The 18,866-nt window shown below is 61.3% G+C and carries 19 protein-coding genes; 12 read left to right on the plus strand and 7 right to left on the minus strand.

All coding sequences use genetic code 11. The features are described from left to right. The first annotated feature begins 191 nt into the window (after positions 1–191). The 3 genes from minC to minE all read left to right on the plus strand — a co-directional run bounded on the left by minC (position 192) and on the right by minE (position 2,069). On the plus strand, positions 192–911 hold the full coding sequence (gene minC / locus C3Y91_RS08315) for a septum site-determining protein MinC (protein ID WP_018071671.1): 720 nt from the start codon (positions 192–194) through the stop codon (positions 909–911). An 85-nt stretch (positions 912–996) separates the two neighbouring features. Beyond that, on the plus strand, positions 997–1,812 hold the full coding sequence (gene minD, locus C3Y91_RS08320; RefSeq protein ID WP_018448670.1) for a septum site-determining protein MinD: 816 nt from the start codon (positions 997–999) through the stop codon (positions 1,810–1,812). Further along, positions 1,809–2,069, plus strand: coding sequence for a cell division topological specificity factor MinE (minE, locus tag C3Y91_RS08325; RefSeq protein WP_003574994.1), 261 nt, complete (start codon positions 1,809–1,811; stop codon positions 2,067–2,069). The genes minD and minE overlap by 4 nt, the downstream gene beginning before the upstream one ends. Before the next feature lie 43 nt (positions 2,070–2,112). Here minE and C3Y91_RS08330 read toward each other — a convergent pair whose 3' ends face one another. The 4 genes from C3Y91_RS08330 to C3Y91_RS08345 form a co-directional block, all read right to left on the minus strand. After that, positions 2,113–2,493: a DUF6481 family protein gene (locus tag C3Y91_RS08330; protein ID WP_018071673.1), complete on the minus strand. Its 381-nt coding sequence runs from the start codon at positions 2,491–2,493 to the stop codon at positions 2,113–2,115. A gap of 250 nt (positions 2,494–2,743) precedes the next feature. Further along, on the minus strand, positions 2,744–2,968 hold the full coding sequence (locus tag C3Y91_RS08335; protein ID WP_018071674.1) for a hypothetical protein: 225 nt from the start codon (positions 2,966–2,968) through the stop codon (positions 2,744–2,746). A gap of 228 nt (positions 2,969–3,196) precedes the next feature. Next, complete coding sequence (locus C3Y91_RS08340; RefSeq protein WP_003548109.1) at positions 3,197–3,406, minus strand: cold-shock protein; 210 nt, start codon at positions 3,404–3,406, stop codon at positions 3,197–3,199. A gap of 269 nt (positions 3,407–3,675) precedes the next feature. Beyond that, positions 3,676–6,045, minus strand: a complete 2,370-nt coding sequence (locus C3Y91_RS08345) for a trimethylamine N-oxide demethylase (RefSeq protein ID WP_168575236.1) — start codon at positions 6,043–6,045, stop codon at positions 3,676–3,678. Between the two features lie 248 nt (positions 6,046–6,293). Between C3Y91_RS08345 and C3Y91_RS08350 the strand changes: the two genes are divergently transcribed. Beyond that, on the plus strand, positions 6,294–8,078 hold the full coding sequence (locus C3Y91_RS08350) for a trimethylamine N-oxide permease (protein ID WP_130720162.1): 1,785 nt from the start codon (positions 6,294–6,296) through the stop codon (positions 8,076–8,078). A gap of 109 nt (positions 8,079–8,187) precedes the next feature. Here C3Y91_RS08350 and C3Y91_RS08355 read toward each other — a convergent pair whose 3' ends face one another. The 3 genes from C3Y91_RS08355 to C3Y91_RS08365 form a co-directional block, all read right to left on the minus strand. Further along, on the minus strand, positions 8,188–9,219 hold the full coding sequence (locus C3Y91_RS08355) for an aldo/keto reductase (protein WP_130665878.1): 1,032 nt from the start codon (positions 9,217–9,219) through the stop codon (positions 8,188–8,190). Between the two features lie 230 nt (positions 9,220–9,449). After that, a complete protein-coding gene (locus C3Y91_RS08360) occupies positions 9,450–10,730 on the minus strand; it encodes a flavin monoamine oxidase family protein (RefSeq protein ID WP_168575237.1) in 1,281 nt (426 codons plus the stop codon). A 64-nt stretch (positions 10,731–10,794) separates the two neighbouring features. Next, a complete protein-coding gene (locus tag C3Y91_RS08365; protein ID WP_018071248.1) occupies positions 10,795–11,307 on the minus strand; it encodes a MarR family winged helix-turn-helix transcriptional regulator in 513 nt (170 codons plus the stop codon). On the opposite strand from C3Y91_RS08365, the gene C3Y91_RS08370 reads away from it, so the two are divergent. The 8 genes from C3Y91_RS08370 (at position 11,308) to kduD (ending at position 18,678) form a co-directional block, all read left to right on the plus strand. Continuing rightward, positions 11,308–12,198 carry a haloalkane dehalogenase gene (locus C3Y91_RS08370; protein WP_018071247.1) on the plus strand — a complete coding sequence of 297 codons (891 nt, stop codon included), beginning with the start codon at positions 11,308–11,310 and terminating at the stop codon, positions 12,196–12,198. Between the two features lie 96 nt (positions 12,199–12,294). Then, positions 12,295–12,894 carry a class I SAM-dependent methyltransferase gene (locus C3Y91_RS08375; RefSeq protein ID WP_168575238.1) on the plus strand — a complete coding sequence of 200 codons (600 nt, stop codon included), beginning with the start codon at positions 12,295–12,297 and terminating at the stop codon, positions 12,892–12,894. Between the two features lie 123 nt (positions 12,895–13,017). Next, positions 13,018–13,692: a response regulator transcription factor gene (locus tag C3Y91_RS08380; protein WP_018071245.1), complete on the plus strand. Its 675-nt coding sequence runs from the start codon at positions 13,018–13,020 to the stop codon at positions 13,690–13,692. Continuing rightward, positions 13,689–15,068, plus strand: a complete 1,380-nt coding sequence (locus C3Y91_RS08385) for an ATP-binding protein (RefSeq protein WP_168575239.1) — start codon at positions 13,689–13,691, stop codon at positions 15,066–15,068. Before C3Y91_RS08380 ends, C3Y91_RS08385 begins: the two co-directional genes overlap by 4 nt. Before the next feature lie 92 nt (positions 15,069–15,160). Then, positions 15,161–16,141: a 3'-5' exonuclease gene (locus C3Y91_RS08390; protein WP_130687735.1), complete on the plus strand. Its 981-nt coding sequence runs from the start codon at positions 15,161–15,163 to the stop codon at positions 16,139–16,141. A gap of 167 nt (positions 16,142–16,308) precedes the next feature. After that, a complete protein-coding gene (locus tag C3Y91_RS08395) occupies positions 16,309–16,455 on the plus strand; it encodes a DUF1127 domain-containing protein (RefSeq protein ID WP_003548073.1) in 147 nt (48 codons plus the stop codon). A 625-nt stretch (positions 16,456–17,080) separates the two neighbouring features. Next, positions 17,081–17,917 (plus strand): 5-dehydro-4-deoxy-D-glucuronate isomerase, encoded by an 837-nt coding sequence (gene kduI / locus C3Y91_RS08400; RefSeq protein ID WP_024320102.1) that lies wholly within the window; start codon positions 17,081–17,083, stop codon positions 17,915–17,917. After that, positions 17,914–18,678, plus strand: a complete 765-nt coding sequence (kduD, locus tag C3Y91_RS08405; RefSeq protein WP_343227720.1) for a 2-dehydro-3-deoxy-D-gluconate 5-dehydrogenase KduD — start codon at positions 17,914–17,916, stop codon at positions 18,676–18,678. Before kduI ends, kduD begins: the two co-directional genes overlap by 4 nt. Positions 18,679–18,866 lie beyond the last annotated feature (188 nt).

Below are 18,866 nucleotides of genomic sequence, written 5' to 3' on the forward strand. Positions count from 1 at the left end.
CAGATTTGCGGCTCACGTTCGAAGCCGCATTATTAACCGTTCCGTTCTTCCCGAAATTGCACGGCCTTTCCAATGGCTTGCGGCAATCCTGTGTCTGAAGAATCTCCTGTGGTTGTGGGTAATATTAGGGCCGCGTTAACTTTTTGTTAACCATAGCAGCGGTAGACATGGTCAACGATTTCTTCACATAGATGACCAAAGTGCTAACAGACGCTCGCTCTATCCGCATCAAGGGCCGCTCTTTCCTCGCGGTCATGCTGTCTCCAGATCTTCCGATCGATGATTGGTTGATCAGGCTGGACGATCTGGCTGCGCGTTCGGCCGGCTTCTTCCTCGGACGGCCTGTCGTGCTCGACCTGACGGACCTGCAAATCGACCGCTCGCAGTTGAAGGACCTGATTGCCGAACTTGCCAAGCGCAATGTCAGCATCATGGGCATCGAGGGCGCTCGGCCTTCGATCCTCGGGTCCGGCATGCCGCCCGCCCTCAAAGGCGGTCGGTCGGTTTCCGATATCGAGGTTCAGGCAAAGGAGCCTGCCGATCCGCCCGGCAAACCGGCAGTGGCGGAGACCCGCCCGCCAATGCAATCGATCGTCATCCGGGAGCCGGTGCGCTCGGGGCAATCGGTGATCTTTCCGGAAGGCGACGTCACCGTCATCGGTTCGGTCGCCTCGGGTGCCGAGGTCATCGCCGGCGGGTCCGTCCATATCTATGGCGCCTTGCGTGGCCGAGCCATGGCGGGGTCCATCGGAAACGCATCGGCGCGGATCTTTTGCCGCAAGCTCGAGGCCGAACTGGTTGCAATCGACGGCATCTACAAAATGGCGGAAGACATGGCGCCCAATCTTCGCGGACAGGCGGTTCAGCTCTGGCTCGAAGACGACGCGATCATGGCAGAGAAACTGATCTGACGACAGCGCCGCGCGCCTCATCGGGAGCCGCAAAGGACGCTTTAACACCTTGAATTACTGGGGCCACGGCAAAGGAGAGACAATGATGGGGAAAGTGATCGTCGTCACGTCAGGCAAGGGCGGGGTTGGCAAGACGACCTCGACCGCCGCGTTGGGAGCGGCGCTGGCGCAACGCAATGAAAAAGTCGTCGTCGTCGATTTCGACGTGGGCTTACGCAATCTCGACCTCGTGATGGGCGCCGAACGCAGGGTCGTCTACGACCTGATCAATGTCATCCAGGGCGACGCCAAGCTTACCCAGGCGCTGATCCGCGACAAGCGGCTGGAGACGCTGTTCCTGCTGCCGGCTTCGCAGACGCGCGACAAGGACAACCTGACGGCCGAGGGCGTCGAGCGCGTCATCAACGACCTGAAGCGTTATTTCGACTGGATCATCTGCGACAGCCCCGCCGGGATCGAGCGTGGGGCAACGCTTGCCATGCGCCACGCCGATGTTGCCGTGGTCGTCACCAATCCCGAGGTCTCGTCGGTGCGCGATTCAGATCGCATCATCGGCCTGCTGGATGCCAAGACCGCCAAGGCCGAACGTGGCGAGCGGATGGAAAAGCACCTGCTGCTCACCCGCTACGACGCCAACCGCGCCGAACGCGGCGACATGCTCAAGGTCGACGACGTCCTGGAGATCCTTTCCATCCCGCTTCTCGGTATCATACCCGAAAGCATGGATGTTCTGCGGGCATCCAACATCGGTGCGCCGGTCACGCTGGCAGACAGCCGCAGCGCGGCTGCTATGGCCTATTTCGATGCCGCTCGCCGGCTTGCGGGCGAGACGGTGCCGATCGCGATCCCAGAGGAAAAGAGGAATATTTTCGGCAAGATCTTCGGACGGAGGGCGGCATGAATATTTTCCGTCTTTTCAACAAGCAGAGAACCGCACCAGCCGCCCGCGAACGGCTGCAGGTCCTTCTCGCCCATGAACGTTCCTCGGCGGGGTCGGACCTGGTCTCCCTGCTGCGCGAGGAAATCCTTGCGGTGATCGCCAAGCACGTGCAGCTCGACCACGACAAGGTGCAGGTGACGATCGATCGCAACGAGTACGTCTCGACGCTCGAGATCGACGTCGAAATTCCGCTGAATGCAGCCGTGCAGGCCGCGTGAACGACAACGCGCTGCCTGTTGCGACAACAGGCAGCGCTGACGATCAGGACTTTCTGGCTTTGCGATTGGCGTAACGCAGGTCGCGTTCGGCCTTTCGGGCGGCTTCATCGGCAATCACGCGAGCGATCCGGTCTTTGTCAGCCGCTTCGCGCGCGTCGGCATCGGCGCGTGCTGCGGCCTCGGCGGCAGCCTGGCGTTCGGCTTCTGCAGCCTGAGCCCGCTCCAGTTCCTCGAGCTTGACCCGTTCTCGCTGAGCGCGACGTTCTTCCCTGGCCGCGGCAATGGCTTGACGCTCCGCCTGCTTTGCCAGCCTTGTGGGTTCGGCTGAATCCTTGGCGTTACGATACGCATTGAGGAGAGCCGCCTTGGCTTCGGCAGCGGCGCTGCGGCGATCGGAAAGCTCGTTGTTTCTGGCGTTTTTCAAATCTGTTTCCTGACTGTTTGACTTCGACTCTAGAGCATGATGCCGAAAACTGTGCGCAGTTTTCGGACGACATCATGCTCCAACTCTTTAATTTAGAACAGGACTCAGAGATTAGGCCGATCCGGCCTAAAATCATCCTGTTCTATGGCGCCGCACGTCATCGGACGCGCAAAGGGCGCTGTAATAATTTGAACTGCTGCATGGTTTTATCCTGAAATCGAATCCGATTTAAGGAATTATGCAGTAGGGGTCAGATTTTCTTTTTTCGCTTCGCGGCAGGAGCAGTAACCCCTGTCAAGCGATCCTGCAATTCCTTGGCCTCACGCGCTTCGCGTAACCGCAAGGTTTTTTCCTCGCGGGCACGTACGGTCGAATCGATCTCTTCGACCGCGCGGCTTCGCGCCAGGAACTGCGATTGCGCGTTTCCGAAGGCAATCTCCGCCTGCTTGCGTGATTTGCTGTGTGACTCTGTCATATCAATCCTGGATTTTATCACAGCGCCGCGCGTCTTTCAGACGCGCAAAGGACGCTGTAACGCTTTGAATTACTGCATAATTCCTTAAAGCGATTCCGCGTTTAGGAAATTATGCCGCAGCCCGCTGGCCGACTCAGCAAAAAAGGCCAGGCAACGTGCCTGACCTTAATAGTATCATACTTTCGACAGTGCCGGTACATCCGCGGTCAAAGGAAAGCAGATTTCAGTTTAGGCAGCTTGGAGATTGCAAGCGGACATTTTGCCCGACTTGTTATCGCGCTCAAGCTCGTAGCCGATCTTCTGGCCTTCGACGATTTCGCGCATTCCGGCGCGTTCGACGGCAGAGATGTGGACGAAGGCGTCAGCGCCGCCGTCATCAGGCTGAATGAAGCCGAAACCCTTGGTGGAATTGAACCATTTAACTGTGCCAGTGGTCATAACAAACCCTTTCATAGCAATTGACGACCGCACGTGCGGAAGCACGACGGATGATGATCTCGATTTTGAAGAGGGAAGTTCGTCCAGGGCACGTTGCCAGCGTGCGATAACAAAAGTCAAACAAGCAATATCGACTATCGAGATATAGACACTCAACCCGAATTTGTCAACTTTTAGTTTTTCAGGGCCACTCACTCATCATCAGGTTGCATCTCGGTCGCCTTGCATGCCGGGACACCAATCGCCGGCCTCGACCACAAAAGCAGGCATTACGAGCGCGGCCGCGTCTTCTGCGGGTCGTAATGCGAAAGCGGGACGATCGTCGCCGGCAGGCGCTTCTGGTGGCCGTCGAGCTTGCCGATCTCGACCTCGATGCCGGGGCTTGCATGCATGACGTCGATGCGGGCGAGCGCGATCGTCTTGCCGAGGATCGGCGAACGCGTGGCGCTGGTGATAACGCCCACCTGGGCCCGGCCGATATGGATGCAATCGCCATGACCGACCGCTTCGTTCGCCTTGATATCGAGGCCGACGAGCAGATGGCGCGGATGCTCCTTGCGCCGGATCAGCGCCTCGCGGCCGATGAAATCGTCCTGCTTGGATTTCAGCGGCACCGTGAAGCCGATCCCGGCCTCGAACGGGTCCGTCTGGTCGGTGAATTCGTGATGGGCGAAGATCAGACCGGCCTCGATGCGGACCATGTCGAGCGCCTCCAGCCCCATCGGCTTCAATCCGTGCGGCTGGCCTGCCTCCCAGACGGCGTCAAACACCGTCAGCGCATCCTTCGGATGACAGAAGATCTCGTAGCCGAGCTCGCCTGTGTAGCCCGTGCGCGAGACGACGATTGGAACACCCTCGAAGCCGCCGATGCGGCCGACGGTGAAGCGGAACCATTCGAGCTCGCCGATCGTCGGCTGGCGCGGCGCCGTCCAGATGATCTCCTTCAGGATATCGCGGCTCTTCGGACCTTGCAGGGCGATATTGTGCATCTGGTCGGTCGAAGAGCGGACCCAGGCCTTGAAGCCCTTCTTCTCCGCCTGCTGGCGCAGCCATATGCCGCTGAAATCATCGCCGCCGATCCAGCGGAAGTTCTTGTCGCCGAGCCGGAACAGCGTGCCATCATCGATCATGCCGCCGTTTTCGTAGCACATGGCCGAATAGACGACCTGGCCGGTCGACAGCTTGCGCACGTCGCGCGTCAGGCAATATTGCAGCAGTTCCTCGGCATCCGGCCCCGTCACCTCGAATTTCCGCAAGGGCGAGAGGTCGATGACGGCAGCGCGCTCGCGGCAGGCCCAGTATTCCTCCACCGGCCCTTCGCTGGAAAAGCGGTTCGGCAGCCAGTAGCCGCGATATTCGGTGTAGTCCCGCGTCAACGCGGAGAGGCGGGGATGGAAGGCGGTTTCGCGTGTCAGTTCGGCGTCGGCATCTGGGGTCATGCGATAGGCTACCGCTCGTGAGAATTTCTCTTTTCCGGAAAAGGTGCGGACGTGGATATCCGTCGGATCCCAGCCGTTCGCCGCATCGATATCGTCAGGGCAGGACGAGGAGACGCAGACGAGGTCGGTCAGCGCCCGCATCAGCACGTAATCACCAGGGCGCGACCAGGGCTCGTCGAGATAGAGCTGGTTGTTGTGGTCGATATTGGTGTTGTAGAAATAGTTCAGCGCTTCCCAGCCCTTGCGGCCGGCAATGCCGTAAGGCGCCAGCGCAGCGTTGAAATTATCCGTACAGTTGACGTGGCCGGGATAACCCATGTCGTCGTAATAGCGCGAATTGCAGGCGGTCGCGAAAGCGTCGTGACGCCCGACCGTATCCTGGACGATTTCGACCAGCGGTTCGAAGTCGCGGTCGAAGGCCTTGGAGGGGAGACCCGGCGTCGGATAGCTGCGGCCGAGCAGCGTGCGGGTGACGGTGGAATCAAGCGCGAGGTCGAGACCATTGTCGACCTTGCGGGCGGCAAAAGCCTGGAAATCGGTGCACTGGCGTCCATAGACGTCGATGATCTGGATGAATTCGCCGGCACGCACGAAATAGGCGGCCGCGGTCGCCGCCCGGATGCGGATATCCTCGACCGGATCGGCGGCCGGTTCCGGCAAGGCGGAAGCGTAATCGCGGATCAGCAGGCTGCGCTTGATCCTGATCTCGATCGGCGTCGCCGTATCCTGTGCCTCCGGCGACATGGCGCTGGCGGGTGCTGCGACGATCAGCAGGCCCTTCATGGAAATCGTGAAATCCGCCCGGCTGCCCGGGGTCGAACCCGCCCCGAAGATACAGAGCGCACCGGCCACTGCCAGATCGGCGCCGCGACGCTGAAGCGCTGCACGCGTGCGGGCAGCACTCTCATCCTCCGCTTGAAGAATGGCCTTCAAACCCTCGGCTGAATTGCTGAATGCCGTTCCGAGACCGGCGGCCAGGAAGCGGCCTTTCTCATCGAGGAAGGAGATCTCACAGACCTGCCCGCCCTCGCTGTCGATGACACTGACCCGGTCGCCCGGCTCGACGCGCATAACGACCGATCCACCGCCCTTTGCCCTGTAGCGCTCGGTTCCCTCCGGCAGGGTAGGAATGCCGGGATAATGCACGAGGCTCGGAGCGGCCGGCCGCAGGCCTGTCATAGCAGGATGAAGTTCTCGCATTCTGCCCTCATGGGGATCGGGCATGCCCTCAGGCATGCGGACACAGGTTTACAAAATGGCTGTGGAAAGTAAAGTGATGTTGACTAAAAAGAAAATATCTTCACTATGCATAAAGAGTTCAGACTCGGGAATCCGTCGGGAACACGGATCGCCAAAATCATCCGGGCGGGCTTGAGACTGTCAGGGAGACACGTTCAGGGAGACGTACAAAGATACGTCCGGAACAAATAGAATGGGGAATTTCACTGATGACAGACATTGTGGAGGCCGGGATTGCATCCGGCACCGAAGGTAAGCTTGTACGCGCGCTCGATTGGAAGGGCGCATTCTGGGTGGCTGCGGGCGTGCCGCCGCTTGTTCTTTTCTCCATCGGCGGCATTGCGGGCACGACGGGCAAGCTTGCCTTCGTCGTCTGGATCATCTCGATGGTGATGGGTTTCCTGCAATCCTTCACCTATGCCGAGATCGCCGGCATGTTCGCCAACAAATCCGGCGGCGCTTCGGTCTATGGCGCCACCGCCTGGTTGCGCTATTCGAAATTCATCGCGCCGCTGTCCGTCTGGTGCAACTGGTTTGCCTGGTCGCCGGTGCTGTCGCTCGGCTGCGCCATCGCCGCCGGTTACATCCTCAACGCATTCTACCCGATTCCTGCAGCCGATTCGCAAATGGTCCTCGACTGGATCTCAGCGCATGCCGCTTCCATCACGGCCGACAGCCCCCGCGTCGCCGAATATATCGCAGCCCATGCCGGCACGACGCCGGATGACGCCGTCAAGGCATTGCTCGGCACCGACGGTATCGCCGCCCTGACGCCGGCGATCCGCAGCTGGTCGCTCTTGAGCTTCAACATTCCCTTCCTTGCCACCGCCAATATCAACGCCACCTTCTTCATCGGCGGCATCCTGATGCTGATCATCTTCGCGATCCAGCATCGCGGCATTTCCGAAACGGCAAGCGTGCAGAAGTGGCTGGCCATCATCGTGCTGGTGCCGCTGCTCATCATCGGCCTCTACCCGATCGTCAGCGGCCAGATCCTGGCCACCAACGTCACCGGTCTCGTGCCGCCGACAGCCGCCTATGCCGCTGTCGACGGCACCTGGAGCAACGGCGGCTGGACACTCTTCCTCGGCGGCCTCTATATCGCCGCCTGGTCGACCTATGGCTTCGAGACGGCCGTCTGCTACACCCGCGAACTCAAGAACCCGAAGACCGACACCTTCAAGGCGATCTTCTATTCCGGCCTTGCCTGCTGCCTGTTCTTCTTCCTCGTGCCCTTCGCCTTCCAGGGCGTCCTCGGCCATGCAGGCATGCTGGCCCCCGGCATCGTTGATGGCACGGGTGTTGCCGAAGCGCTCGGCGGCCTGATCGGCGCCGGCCGCGTCGTCACCCAGCTGCTCGTCGTACTGATGATCATGGCGCTCTTCCTCGCAATCATGACGGCGATGGCCGGTTCCTCGCGCACGCTCTACCAGGGCTCGAAGGACGGCTGGCTGCCGAAATATCTCGACCACGTCAACGAGCACGGCGCGCCGACCCGGGCGATGTGGACCGATTTCGCCTTCAATCTCTTCCTGCTGGCGATCGCCTCCGATGTCGGCGGCTACTTCTTCGTGCTCGCCGTCTCGAATGTCGGCTACATCATCTTCAACTTCCTGAACCTCAATTCCGGCTGGATCCACCGGATGGATTCCGGTCATATCGAACGCCCCTGGAAGGCGCCGACCTGGCTGATCGGCCTCAACACCGTGCTGGCCTTCGTCAACGCGCTCTTCCTCGGTGCGGGTGCCAAGGTCTGGGGTTATTCCAATGCGCTCTGGGTCGGCTTCATCTTCGCCGCCCTGATCCTGCCGGTCTTCGCCTATCGCCACTATGTGCGCGACGGCGGCAAATTCCCGGCCGGCGCGATGGAGGATCTCGGTCTCGTCGGCCAGGATCTCGGCGTCAAGAAAGCCGGCATCCTGCCTTATCTCGCGCTCGCCGGCGGGCTGGCGATCGTCCTGATCGCCAACGTCATCTTCCAGCTTCCGGCCTAAAATCGCCTCCCAAGCAGAAAGGCCGCTAAGCCGCCATGGAAACATGGCGGCTTTTTCATTGGTGGTTGCAGACCGGGCGAGACGACTCATCCGGTTATAGAAGGAAGGCTCAGCGGCCGCCCTCGATCTTGCGATGGCGCTGGTTGATACCGCCCTTGCCATAGGGATAGTCCAAAGGCTGGGGCGCACTCACCTCGTTGAGCCGCGCCATGTCGTCATCGGAGAGCTTGAGTTTCATGGCGCCCAAATTGTCGGCGAGCTGTTCCGGTGTGCGGGCGCCGAGGATGACAGATGTGATCGCCGGCTGCGCAGCAGTCCAGCCGAGCGCCACCTGCGCCATGCTGACGCCATGCGCCTTGGCGATCTCCTCGACGACGCCGATGATCGCCCAGGTTCGTTCCAGCGCATTACGCGGCGCATAGGATTCACCGCCGCGATTGGGGTTTTCGCCGAGGCGGGTGGCGCCGGTCGGCATCTCGTCGCGCTTGTACTTGCCGGTCAGCCAGCCGCCGCCGAGCGGCGACCACGGCAACAAGCCCATGCCGGCATCCTGGCAGGCCGCGACAATCTCGAGCTCGATGTCGCGCACCAGCAGGTTATATTGCGGCTGCAGCGTCACCGGACGCGTGTAGCCGCGCGCCTTGGCGATCTCCGAGGCCTTGGCGATGTGCCAGCCGACATAATTGGAGAAGCCGTAATAGCCGATCTTGCCGGATGAGACCGCATCGTCGAGGAAACGCAGCGTCTCCTCGATCGGCGTCAACGCGTCCCAGGCATGCATCTGGTAGAGGTCGATCTGCTCGAGGCCGAGGCGGCGGAGCGAATCGTCGAGCGCCTGGCTAAGATGCCGGCGCGACAGGCCGATATCGTTGGGGCCGTTGCCCATCGGAAAACGCCCCTTGGTGGCGACGATCGCCTGGCGGGCCTCGGTCGGGCGCGCCTTCAGCCAGCGTCCGATGATCTCTTCCGACTTGCCGGCGCTGTAAACATCAGCGGTATCGATGAAATTGCCGCCCCAGGCGAAATAATCGTCGAGCAGCTTGTGCGAGGCGGCCTCGTCGGCCTCCGCGCCGAAGGTCATGGTGCCGAGGCAATAGGCGGTGACGACGGTCCCGCTGGGACCGAGCTTGCGATAATCCATTTCTTCCTCCTCATGCGGATACCCGCAGCCGACGTGCAAACGCCGGGGTAGAAGCCGGGGCTCCTGCAATCAATGACAATGACAATATTGTGCTTGAGGCGGCCGCTCGCCGCCGGATGACGTGTAGCGCCCTGAACTGGGAGCACAGGGGCGAGGGCAGCATAACCAATCCCGCCCGCGCTACCAAGTGAGAAAAAAATATTCCTGCCTGCCATCGCAGCCGGCGAGGATCACGGACTTTGCGAAAACGACCCCGCGATCAGCTCGGCTGCAGCGACGCCGGTCTCGTAGGCGCCGTGCGCCGTCGAATAACGCGACGTCGAACAGGCTTCGCCGGCAAAGAAGATCCGCCCGTCATGCGGCGCGGCGAGACGGCCACGCAGATCGGAGGCGCCGGGCTCTGCGTAGGAATAGGAGCCGCCGATATGGGGCGCTGCGGCCCAGGCCGACATTGCGAGCACCGACAATTCCTTGCGGATATCCGCGCCGAAATGTGCCGCCAGTTCATCTCCGGCGAAGGAGAAGGCGGCCCCTCTGCCTTGCCCCTCCAGATCATGCGCGAGGTCGCCGGCAAAATAGGCTTCGACGACGGGGGCGCCGAACGGCCGAAGCTGATAGGTGCCGGTTGCGCCGCGACGGGTAGAGCCGAGCATGTGCGTATCCGCCGGCAACGCCTCCCGATTTACAAGCCTCAAGAACAGCTTGTCGGCGAGCCCGAGCGGCAAACGGGCTGCTGCCTCGATCTTGTCAGGCAAAGGCGGGTCGAAGTCGATCTTGCCGGCGGCAAGCACATTCGTCGAAACGGTCGCCAATACGGCGCGGGCATTGAGCACACCATGGTTCGTCTCGATGGCGATACGGCCGGCATGACGATGGTCGATGCGCGTGACCTCGGTGCCGAGCCTTGCCTGAACCGGCTTGCCGTAAAGCGAGACCAGCGTTCCATAGCCCTCGCGCACCCGCCAGTCAGGGCCAGGGCCGGGATCGTATCTGTTGTAATCGACGACCGACGACCGCTCCAGTTCGGCACCGGTGATATAGGTGCCGACCGCCCGGATCTGGCCGTTCCAGGGATTGCCGGGCTCGAGCATATCGGCCATGGCTGCATCATTCCCCTCGTGGCCCTCGTGGCCCTCGAGGCGCTCGAAATAGGCGCCGATCGCCTGCCTTGCGGCACGCACCGCCGCGTCATCCCGCTGAAGCCGCCGTCCGCCATCGTTCCAGGGTGCAGGCGTGCGGTCGACCGTCAGTCCGACCTCGCCGGCGATCGCAGTCCAGGCATTGGTCCGCGCGCCATGCAGCCAGCCGCAGCCGAGATCGAGCCCGATATCGGCGGCTTCAGGCAGCCCGACCGTCCAGGCGCGACCGCCGAGACGATCGCCGGCTTCAAGCAGGAGGATGGAAAGATCCGGGCGGATTGCCTGCAGGCGGCGGGCGGCGGCAATGCCGGCGGCACCGGCGCCGATGACGACGACATCCTCCATGGCGCCCTTGCTTTTGTCACCAGGCATACATTCTCCTTCGGTCGCGCGACGGTTAAGTGGAAAGAGTTGCTCTCATGCCAGCCCCGCTTTGTCATTGCAGCTGTTCCAGCAGCCGCCGGAGTGCTGTCCGCAGATCGTCCATCTGCTGCTGGCTGGTCAGGGCGGCCCAGCTTTCATCGACGCGCCGACCGGCCGCCATCGCTATCGGCCTGACCCCCTGGCCTTTTTCCGTCAGAAACACCAGCCGGCCGCGCCGGTCATTCGGATCGGGCCGGCGCTCGACATAACCCAAGCGCTCGAGTTCTTCCACGGCCTGCGTCATCGTCTGCTTGCGAACACGGGCGAGCTTGGTCAGCTCGCTGACCTGGATGCCCTCGGGCCGCGCGAAGGTGAAGACATTGGCGTGCGGCGGGCGGATATCGCCGTAGCCGGCCTCATCGAGTGCCGCTTCGACGGCCTGTGTCCAATGCTGATGGACCAGACGCAACAACAGGCCAAGGGAAGAAGACGACATGAAACCCCGCGCAGCGATATAGACAGTTACCTGTCTATATGATAAATGGACAGTCGCCTGCCTATATAGCACGAAAGCGTGGAGCTCCATATGCCGACCATCGATATCCTCACCTCGTTCATCTCCTACGAGGAATTGGGGGAGGGCGACCCGATCGTCTTCCTTCACGGCAATCCCACCTCATCGCATCTCTGGCGGAACATCATGCCCGGCATCGGGGCCGGCCGCTGCCTGGCGCCCGATCTCATCGGCATGGGACGCTCCGGCAAACCCGATATCGGCTATCGCTATGGCGATCACATCGCCTATCTCGACGCCTGGTTCGATGCGCTTGACCTCGACGACGTCGTGCTCGTCGGCCACGACTGGGGCGGCGCGCTGGCATTCGACTGGGCCTCGCGCCACGCCGAGCGGGTGCGCGGCATCGCCTTCATGGAAACCATCCTGCGGCCGATGGGCTGGGAGGATTTGCCGGGCGGAGGAAAGGCGCGTTATGAGCTGTTGCGGGGTGCGGGAACCGGCGAGGCCAAGGTCCTCGACGAAAATTTCTTCATCGAACAGGCCTTGCGCGCGACCACGCTGAAAGGGCTCAGCGATTTCGACTGGGATGTCTACCGCGCACCCTATCCGGACCGTAACAGCCGGCGCCCGCTGCTGGAATGGCCGCGCGCCATGCCGATCAACGGCGAGCCGGCCGACGTGGTCGCCAGGATCGAGGCCTATGACCGCTGGCTTTCCGCCAGTCCTTTGACTCCCAAGCTGTTGCTGACCTTCGACGGTCCCTCCGAAACGCTGTTGATCGGCAGCGAGATGATTTCGTGGTGCCGCGACAACGTCGCCGGCCTGGAGATCAGGGGTTGTGGGCCGGCGCGCCACATTGCCCCCGAGGACCAGCCCGAGGCGATTGCCGCCGAAATCAAAAGCTGGATCGACAGGAGGGGGCTGAGAGCAGCGCACCGGAAGGTCGCGTCTCAGGCATAAAAATCTGCGTCTGCGGCACCGTGACTGCGACATGACAGACTGTTGCAATGTTGAGCCGGTTCATGGGTGGGATCAATCAGCCACCGTGAAGGTCCCATGCCACGTTTCGATCGCCGACGCTTTCTTCTTGCCTGGCTTCGCGCGCCGCTGCGCATCGCCTCGATCACACCATCAGGCCCCCGCCTTGCGGGCCTGATGACCAAGGAAATTTCTACGCTAACCGGGCCGATTCTCGAACTCGGCCCAGGCACCGGGGTTTTCACCGCGGCCCTTTTGGAACGCGGCATTGCAGAGCGCGATCTGACTCTGATCGAATACGAACGGGATTTCGCCACGCTGCTTCAAGATCGCTTTCCCGATGCCAGGGTGCTGCATCTGGACGTGCGGGAGATGTGGAAGACGGCGCTTTCCAGAAGCTTCTTCGGTGGCGTCGTCAGCGGCCTTCCGCTTCTTGCCCTGCGGCCGGACGATGTTCAGGCGCTGCTCGAGGGCTGCTTTTCCAACCTCAGACCGCATGGTGCCTTCTATCAATTCACCTACGGCCCAAAATGCCCAGTGCTCGTCGAAATCCTCGACTCCCTCGGTCTTGTCTCAAAGAGGATCGGCTGGACGTTGCGCAATATCCCGCCGGCTGCGGTTTATCGCATCAGCCGCAGGTACCAGCCAATGGCTCTGATCGAGCAGCGCCGCGCATGATGAGAGATAGGATCCTTTGCTTCGAGGCAGCAATCCGGCGTTCGATGCGCTACCGCTGCTGCGGGCGTCGATGAGGTGATATGGTCTCCTCCTGTGGATCGACGGCCCCGATAGGAATGTGAGATGCGCATATTACTGATCGAGGACGAACCTCAAATGGCCGTGGCGCTCCGGGGCGCCCTGACCCGGCACGACATGGTGATGGACCACGTCTCGACCCTATGCGACGCCGAGCTGGTGATCGGCGACGGCGCTTACGACGCCGTCCTCCTGGATCGGCAACTGCCCGACGGCGACGGCCTTGAACTCATTCCGAAGATCCGCAAAAAGGGGTTGACGCTGCCAATCATCGTCATCACCGCCAAGGGAGAGGTTCCAGACAGGATCACTGGGCTTGAGACCGGCGCCGACGATTACCTCGCCAAGCCGTTCGTCTTCGACGAACTTCTGGCGCGGCTGCGTGCCGTGATGCGCCGCTCCGAAACCTTGCGCCCGGCGCTGATCTCGGTCGGCCGGCTTTTATTCGATCCGACCTATTGCGACATCATCGTCTCCGGCCAGCGTCTGGAAATGCCGCGCCGGGAGGCACTTGTGCTCGAATGCCTGGTGCGGCGGGCCGGTCGCATGGTGCCGCGGCCGGCCTTGATGGAAGCGGTTTTCGGCTTCGACGACGAGATCCAGTCGAATGCGCTCGATTCCCATATATCGCGGCTGCGGCGCAAGCTGGCAGCGTCGCATGCGGGCGTAGTCATCAACGTCATCCGGGGCGTGGGTTATCTCCTGCGTGAAGCATCATGAGCAGACGATGCTCCTATTCGCTGCGCAAGCGCCTGCTCTGGCGGCTTCTTGCCGTACAGTCGGTCGTGCTCATTCTGGTGATGATCGTGCTGACTTCGGTGGGCAAGATAACCGATTACAGGTCGACAGAGGGCACGATCGAGATCCTGCGCCAGGCCATCTTCCGCCAGCCCACCGGAGAGTTGAGCCTGAGGGAGACCGAGGATTTGCGACAGCTGCGGAAAGATGCGCCCGATCTCTGGTACACCATTCGCGACATGCAGGGACATGTTTTGACCGAGGGCCGGATTCCGGAAGAATATGCCACCATCGGCAATACGCTCGATCATGTCGGCCAGGCAAGGTTCGGCTCGGATCTCGGCGACCACGACCGTCCGGCTGCCCGGATGATGTGGATTGCGATGGATTGGGGACAGGTGCAGTTTCTGACGGGCACCGACGGCCCGAACTCACTCGCCTTCATCCTGTTCCGCGTCTCATTGATCCTTGTGAAAATTGTTATCCCCATCGTCGCAGTGATGGCGTTGGGCGCGCTGATCGCAACGCCGCTTGTCGTGCGAAGGTCGCTGGTCGGGATCGACCAGGCGGCACTCCAGGCCGATACGATCGATATCGACCAGCGCGGCGGCCGGTTGTCGGAAAACGATATTCCCGAAGAGATCGCGCCGCTGGTGCACGCCGTCAACCGCGCGCTCGGCCGTCTCGACGAGGGCTATGAGCGGCAGGAACGGTTTCTGACCGACGCCGCCCATGAGCTGCGCACGCCGATCGCCATTCTCAATACGCGAATTGGATCCCTGCCGCACAGTTCGACCAAGACCGACCTCTTGGAAGATGCCGCAAGGCTTGCCGTTCTCACCGAGCAGATGCTCGATCTTCAGCGGCTGAAACAGGGCAAGGTCCAGTTCACCAAGGTCGATTTGGGGCAGCTGGCGAGGAAGGTTATCATCGAGATGGCGCCGCTGGCCTTTGCCGCCGGTTATATGGTGCAGTTCGATGTCGAGGGTGCCGGCGAGATCGAGGGCGATCCTCTGGCGCTGCAGCGCGCCCTGATGAACATCCTGCAGAACGCGATCAACCACGGCGGCCGGAAAGGCATCATCTCGCTGACCGCCGGCTGCAACTGGATCGAGGTCAAAGACGAGGGACCGGGCATTCCCGCCGATATGCGGGATCGGATATTCGAGCCGTTCTTCAAGCGCCATCACGACGGACGCGGCGCCGGCCTCGGCCTCAATCTCGTTCGTGACATCCTGCGCATGCACGGCGGCGAGGTGACGATCGACAACCGCAATCCCGGCGCGATCTGCCGGCTGAGCTTCCAACCGGACAAAACGGCAGGCGTTCACACGCCGCCGCGCCTGGCGACTGCGTAATTCAAAGGGCTACAGCGTCCTTTGCGCATCTGACGGACGCTCGGCGTTGTCGTGTGATGGATTAAATCGCGTCTCCGTGACATATAGATCCGATGAGCGTGCACAGAGATTCGCAACTCGACATGTTTGCCAAGGCATCGCCCGCGATTGCCAAGGTGCGCGGTCCATCGCGCCGGCAACCTTCCCAACCGACCGCCTACTCTGATGAAGACATGGCGCGGACGCTGGAAGAGAGCGGCAACTATCGCATCTTGAGAAAACTGGCGGCCCGGCCGATTGCATCAGTCAGACGGCCGGAGTTTTCGCGGCTCGGCGTCATTCTCGATACGGAGACCACCGGTCTCAACCACCGCAGCGACGAGATCATCGAAATCGGCGCCGTCGCCTTTACCTTCAACGATGACGGCGCGATCGGCGATATCGTCGGCATTTATGGCGGCCTGCAACAGCCGTCCCGGCCGATCCCGCCCGAGATCAGCCGGCTGACGGGTATCAACGATGCGATGGTCGAAGGACAGCTCATCGATATCCAATCGCTGAGAACTCTGATCGAGCCGGCCGATCTGATCATTGCCCATAATGCTGGGTTCGACCGGCCGTTCTGCGAGGCTTTCTCAAAGATTTTCACCGGCAAGGCCTGGGCATGCTCGGTTTCGGAGATCGACTGGAGCGCCCGCGGCTTCGAGGGTACGAAGCTCGGCTATCTCGTCGGCCAGGCTGGGTATTTCCACGAAGGCCATCGCGCCGTGGACGACTGCCACGCACTGCTGGAAATCCTCGATCGAGAGCAGCGCGACGGTGAAAGCCCGTTCACCGAGCTTTACCGCGCCAGCCAGCGCTCACGCATCCGTATCTTTGCCGAACACAGTCCGTTCGAGATGAAGGATCATCTGAAGGCGAGGGGTTATCGCTGGTCGGACGGAAGCGACGGCCGCCTGAAGTCCTGGTGGATCGAAGTCGGCGAAGAGGATCTCGACGACGAGCTTTCCTATCTGCGCTCGGATATTTACCGCTGGGCCGAGGCGGAGCCGCCGATCGTGCGGCTGACGGCCTTCGATCGTTTCAAAGCATAATCGGGAAATCGCCACCAGATTTGATGATCCATGCAATTGCCGCATAGGTGCAGTGATGCATTGGCGCTGCAATAGTCAGGGGTCTCATACTATATAGAGCTCATCGAAGCGAACGAAGCGCCAAGGACTGGCAGCTAAGCTTCGAAAGCCCACGAAAGGGGATCATCATGAACGTAGCACGCTCTTTTAATAACTGGCGCAAGTATCGTCAGACGGTCGCTGAACTGGGTCGTATGTCCGCACGCGAACTGGACGACCTCGGCATCGGCCGCAGCGAAATCCGCAACGTCGCCCGCGCAGCCATCGCCCGCTAACGGCAGCTTAGACCAAGCATCTTCGAGACTATGCCAGCGCCTGCTTCCTCCCAAGCGGGCGCTTTGCTTTTGTGCCTGCGGCAGATGGAGCAGGCTGATCAAGCCGCCCGCTTTTCGCATAGCGCATAGCTGCCCTGCAAAGAAATGCCTATCAACTGAGCAAGAAATAAGTATGATTATTTCTATCGAAGCGATGCACCTCCTCCCGCATCCCTTCGATGTACAGGCGCCCCATCCTCCTCCCAGGGTCGTCTGTGGAATGACAGCACTCCTCCTCCCAGCTGTCGTTCGGTTTTTTTCGAAAGCCTGCCGCACCTCCTCCCGCGGCAGGCTTTTTCGTTTTGGCCCAAGAAAATTCCGGACCGCGCCGAAGCGACCACTTGCGATCATCGCTTGATGATGGCGTCATCATCTCCGGAAATTCTCCTCATCTATTCCCAGATTTTCTTTCGTGCTCTTGCGGGCCTTGCGTCTCCTCAAGCGCGCACCGACAAACCTGTTGACACCAAACTTGTCGTACAACTATGTAACCGGATGGATACCGCCGCGGCGGAACAGGCCGGACAAGATCGGCTTCCGCAATAGCGACGACCCCTGGCGACAATAAAGCGGAAGGAAAATTGACATGCAGATCGACGTGAGGCACGCCTCCCATCCCGAGGCCGTGCGCGATTTCGACACGGAGACGTTGCGGCGTCACTTTCTGGTGGAAACCGTCTTCGCGGGCGGCGAGATCCGGCTGACATATTCGCATTACGACCGGATGGTCATCGGCGGCGCGACACCGCTCGGCCCCGGTCTGACGCTGACGGCACCGACGGCGATCGGACAGGAAACCTTCCTTGCCGAGCGTGAACTCGGCGCCCTGAACATCGGCGGCGCCGGCCGCATCATCGTCGACGGCACACGCTACGATCTTGCCAAATATGATTGCCTCTATGCCGGCAAGGGTGCCAAGGACATCAGGTTCGAGAGCGCGGATGCTGCCGATCCGGCAAAGTTCTATCTGGTCTCGACGCCGGCGCATCAAGCGCACCCGACCGTGTTGCTCACCCGTGAAAAGGCCCGTCACCTGACGCCGGGCGAAGCCGCAACGGCCAACAAGCGGTCGATCTACCAGTTCATCCATCCGGAAGTCTGCCAGTCCTGCCAACTCACCCTGGGCTTCACCATGATCGAGCCGGGCAGCGTCTGGAACACAATGCCGGCCCATACGCATGACCGCCGCATGGAAGCCTATCTCTATTTCGATCTGGAAGCGGAGCAGCGTGTGTTCCACTTCATGGGCGAGCCGCAGCAGACCCGGCATATGCTTGTCGCCAACGAACAGGCGGTCATCTCGCCGCCCTGGTCGATCCATTCGGGCGCCGGCACCAAGAACTACAGCTTCATCTGGGCGATGGCCGGCGACAATAAGAGCTTCACCGACATGGACCATATCGCCATTGCGGATCTGAGGTGAGCGTCGTGGCAAATCCCTTCGACCTTTCTGGCCGGGTCGCCGTCGTCACCGGCGCCAATACCGGTCTCGGCCAGGCCATCGCGGCAGCGTTGGCGCAGGCCGGTGCGTCGATCGTCGCCGTCGGACGCTCCTCGATGGACGAAACCGAAGCGCTGGTGAAGGAAGCGGGAAGCCGCTTCCATGTCGTCAAGGCCGATCTTGCCAGCATCGAGCCGGTCAAGGGGATCGTCGCTGAGACCATCCAGACCTTCGGCGGCCTCGATATCCTCGTCAACAATGCCGGCATCATCCGCCGCGCCGATGCGCTCGACTTCACCGAGGAAGACTGGGACGCGGTGATCGACGTCAACCTGAAGACCGCCTTCTTCCTGTCGCAGGCAGCCGGCCGCCATATGGTCGACAAGGGCAGGGGCAAGATCATCAACATCGCCTCGCTGCTCTCCTTCCAGGGCGGCATCCGGATCCCGTCTTATACTGCCTCGAAAAGTGGCCTCGCTGGACTGACCAAGCTGCTTGCCTGCGAATGGGCCGACAAAGGCGTCAACGTCAACGCCATCGCCCCCGGTTACTTCGTCACCAACAATACGACGGCGCTGCGCGAGGATGCCGACCGCAGTGCCGCCATCCTTGCCCGCATCCCGGCCGGGCGCTGGGGAACGCCGTCCGAACTCGGCGGTGCGGCCGTATTCCTGGCATCGTCGGCATCCGACTACGTGCATGGAACGGTGCTGCCTGTCGATGGCGGTTGGCTGGCGCGCTGATCGGTCTCACCAACCGATCAGGCCTAGAGCGCCTTTTCAGACGCGCTAACGACGCTCTATCGTTTTGATTTTCCGCGTAACCCCCGAAAATCGATTCCGGTTTTCGGGGTTATGCGCTAGAGCATGATGCCGAAAAGTGCGAGCAGTTTTCGGACGACATCACGCTCTAACTCTATAATTTAGAACAG

The organism is Rhizobium ruizarguesonis (assembly GCF_012349115.1).
GTDB classification, from domain to species: Bacteria; Pseudomonadota; Alphaproteobacteria; order Rhizobiales; family Rhizobiaceae; genus Rhizobium; species Rhizobium ruizarguesonis.

What these genes read in the sequence shown, in the direction of transcription:
- minC (WP_018071671.1), top strand. Translation starts at nt 192, where the DNA reads ATGACCAAAGTGCTAACAGACGCTCGCTCTATCCGCATCAAGGGCCGC.
- minD (WP_018448670.1), top strand. Translation starts at nt 997, where the DNA reads ATGGGGAAAGTGATCGTCGTCACGTCAGGCAAGGGCGGGGTTGGCAAG.
- minE (WP_003574994.1), top strand. Translation starts at nt 1,809, where the DNA reads ATGAATATTTTCCGTCTTTTCAACAAGCAGAGAACCGCACCAGCCGCC.
- C3Y91_RS08335 (WP_018071674.1), bottom strand. Translation starts at nt 2,968, where the DNA reads ATGACAGAGTCACACAGCAAATCACGCAAGCAGGCGGAGATTGCCTTC.
- C3Y91_RS08340 (WP_003548109.1), bottom strand. Translation starts at nt 3,406, where the DNA reads ATGACCACTGGCACAGTTAAATGGTTCAATTCCACCAAGGGTTTCGGC.
- C3Y91_RS08345 (WP_168575236.1), bottom strand. Translation starts at nt 6,045, where the DNA reads ATGCGAGAACTTCATCCTGCTATGACAGGCCTGCGGCCGGCCGCTCCG.
- C3Y91_RS08350 (WP_130720162.1), top strand. Translation starts at nt 6,294, where the DNA reads ATGACAGACATTGTGGAGGCCGGGATTGCATCCGGCACCGAAGGTAAG.
- C3Y91_RS08355 (WP_130665878.1), bottom strand. Translation starts at nt 9,219, where the DNA reads ATGGATTATCGCAAGCTCGGTCCCAGCGGGACCGTCGTCACCGCCTAT.
- C3Y91_RS08360 (WP_168575237.1), bottom strand. Translation starts at nt 10,730, where the DNA reads ATGCCTGGTGACAAAAGCAAGGGCGCCATGGAGGATGTCGTCGTCATC.
- C3Y91_RS08365 (WP_018071248.1), bottom strand. Translation starts at nt 11,307, where the DNA reads ATGGAGCTCCACGCTTTCGTGCTATATAGGCAGGCGACTGTCCATTTA.
- C3Y91_RS08370 (WP_018071247.1), top strand. Translation starts at nt 11,308, where the DNA reads ATGCCGACCATCGATATCCTCACCTCGTTCATCTCCTACGAGGAATTG.
- C3Y91_RS08375 (WP_168575238.1), top strand. Translation starts at nt 12,295, where the DNA reads ATGCCACGTTTCGATCGCCGACGCTTTCTTCTTGCCTGGCTTCGCGCG.
- C3Y91_RS08380 (WP_018071245.1), top strand. Translation starts at nt 13,018, where the DNA reads ATGCGCATATTACTGATCGAGGACGAACCTCAAATGGCCGTGGCGCTC.
- C3Y91_RS08385 (WP_168575239.1), top strand. Translation starts at nt 13,689, where the DNA reads ATGAGCAGACGATGCTCCTATTCGCTGCGCAAGCGCCTGCTCTGGCGG.
- C3Y91_RS08390 (WP_130687735.1), top strand. Translation starts at nt 15,161, where the DNA reads ATGAGCGTGCACAGAGATTCGCAACTCGACATGTTTGCCAAGGCATCG.
- C3Y91_RS08395 (WP_003548073.1), top strand. Translation starts at nt 16,309, where the DNA reads ATGAACGTAGCACGCTCTTTTAATAACTGGCGCAAGTATCGTCAGACG.
- kduI (WP_024320102.1), top strand. Translation starts at nt 17,081, where the DNA reads ATGCAGATCGACGTGAGGCACGCCTCCCATCCCGAGGCCGTGCGCGAT.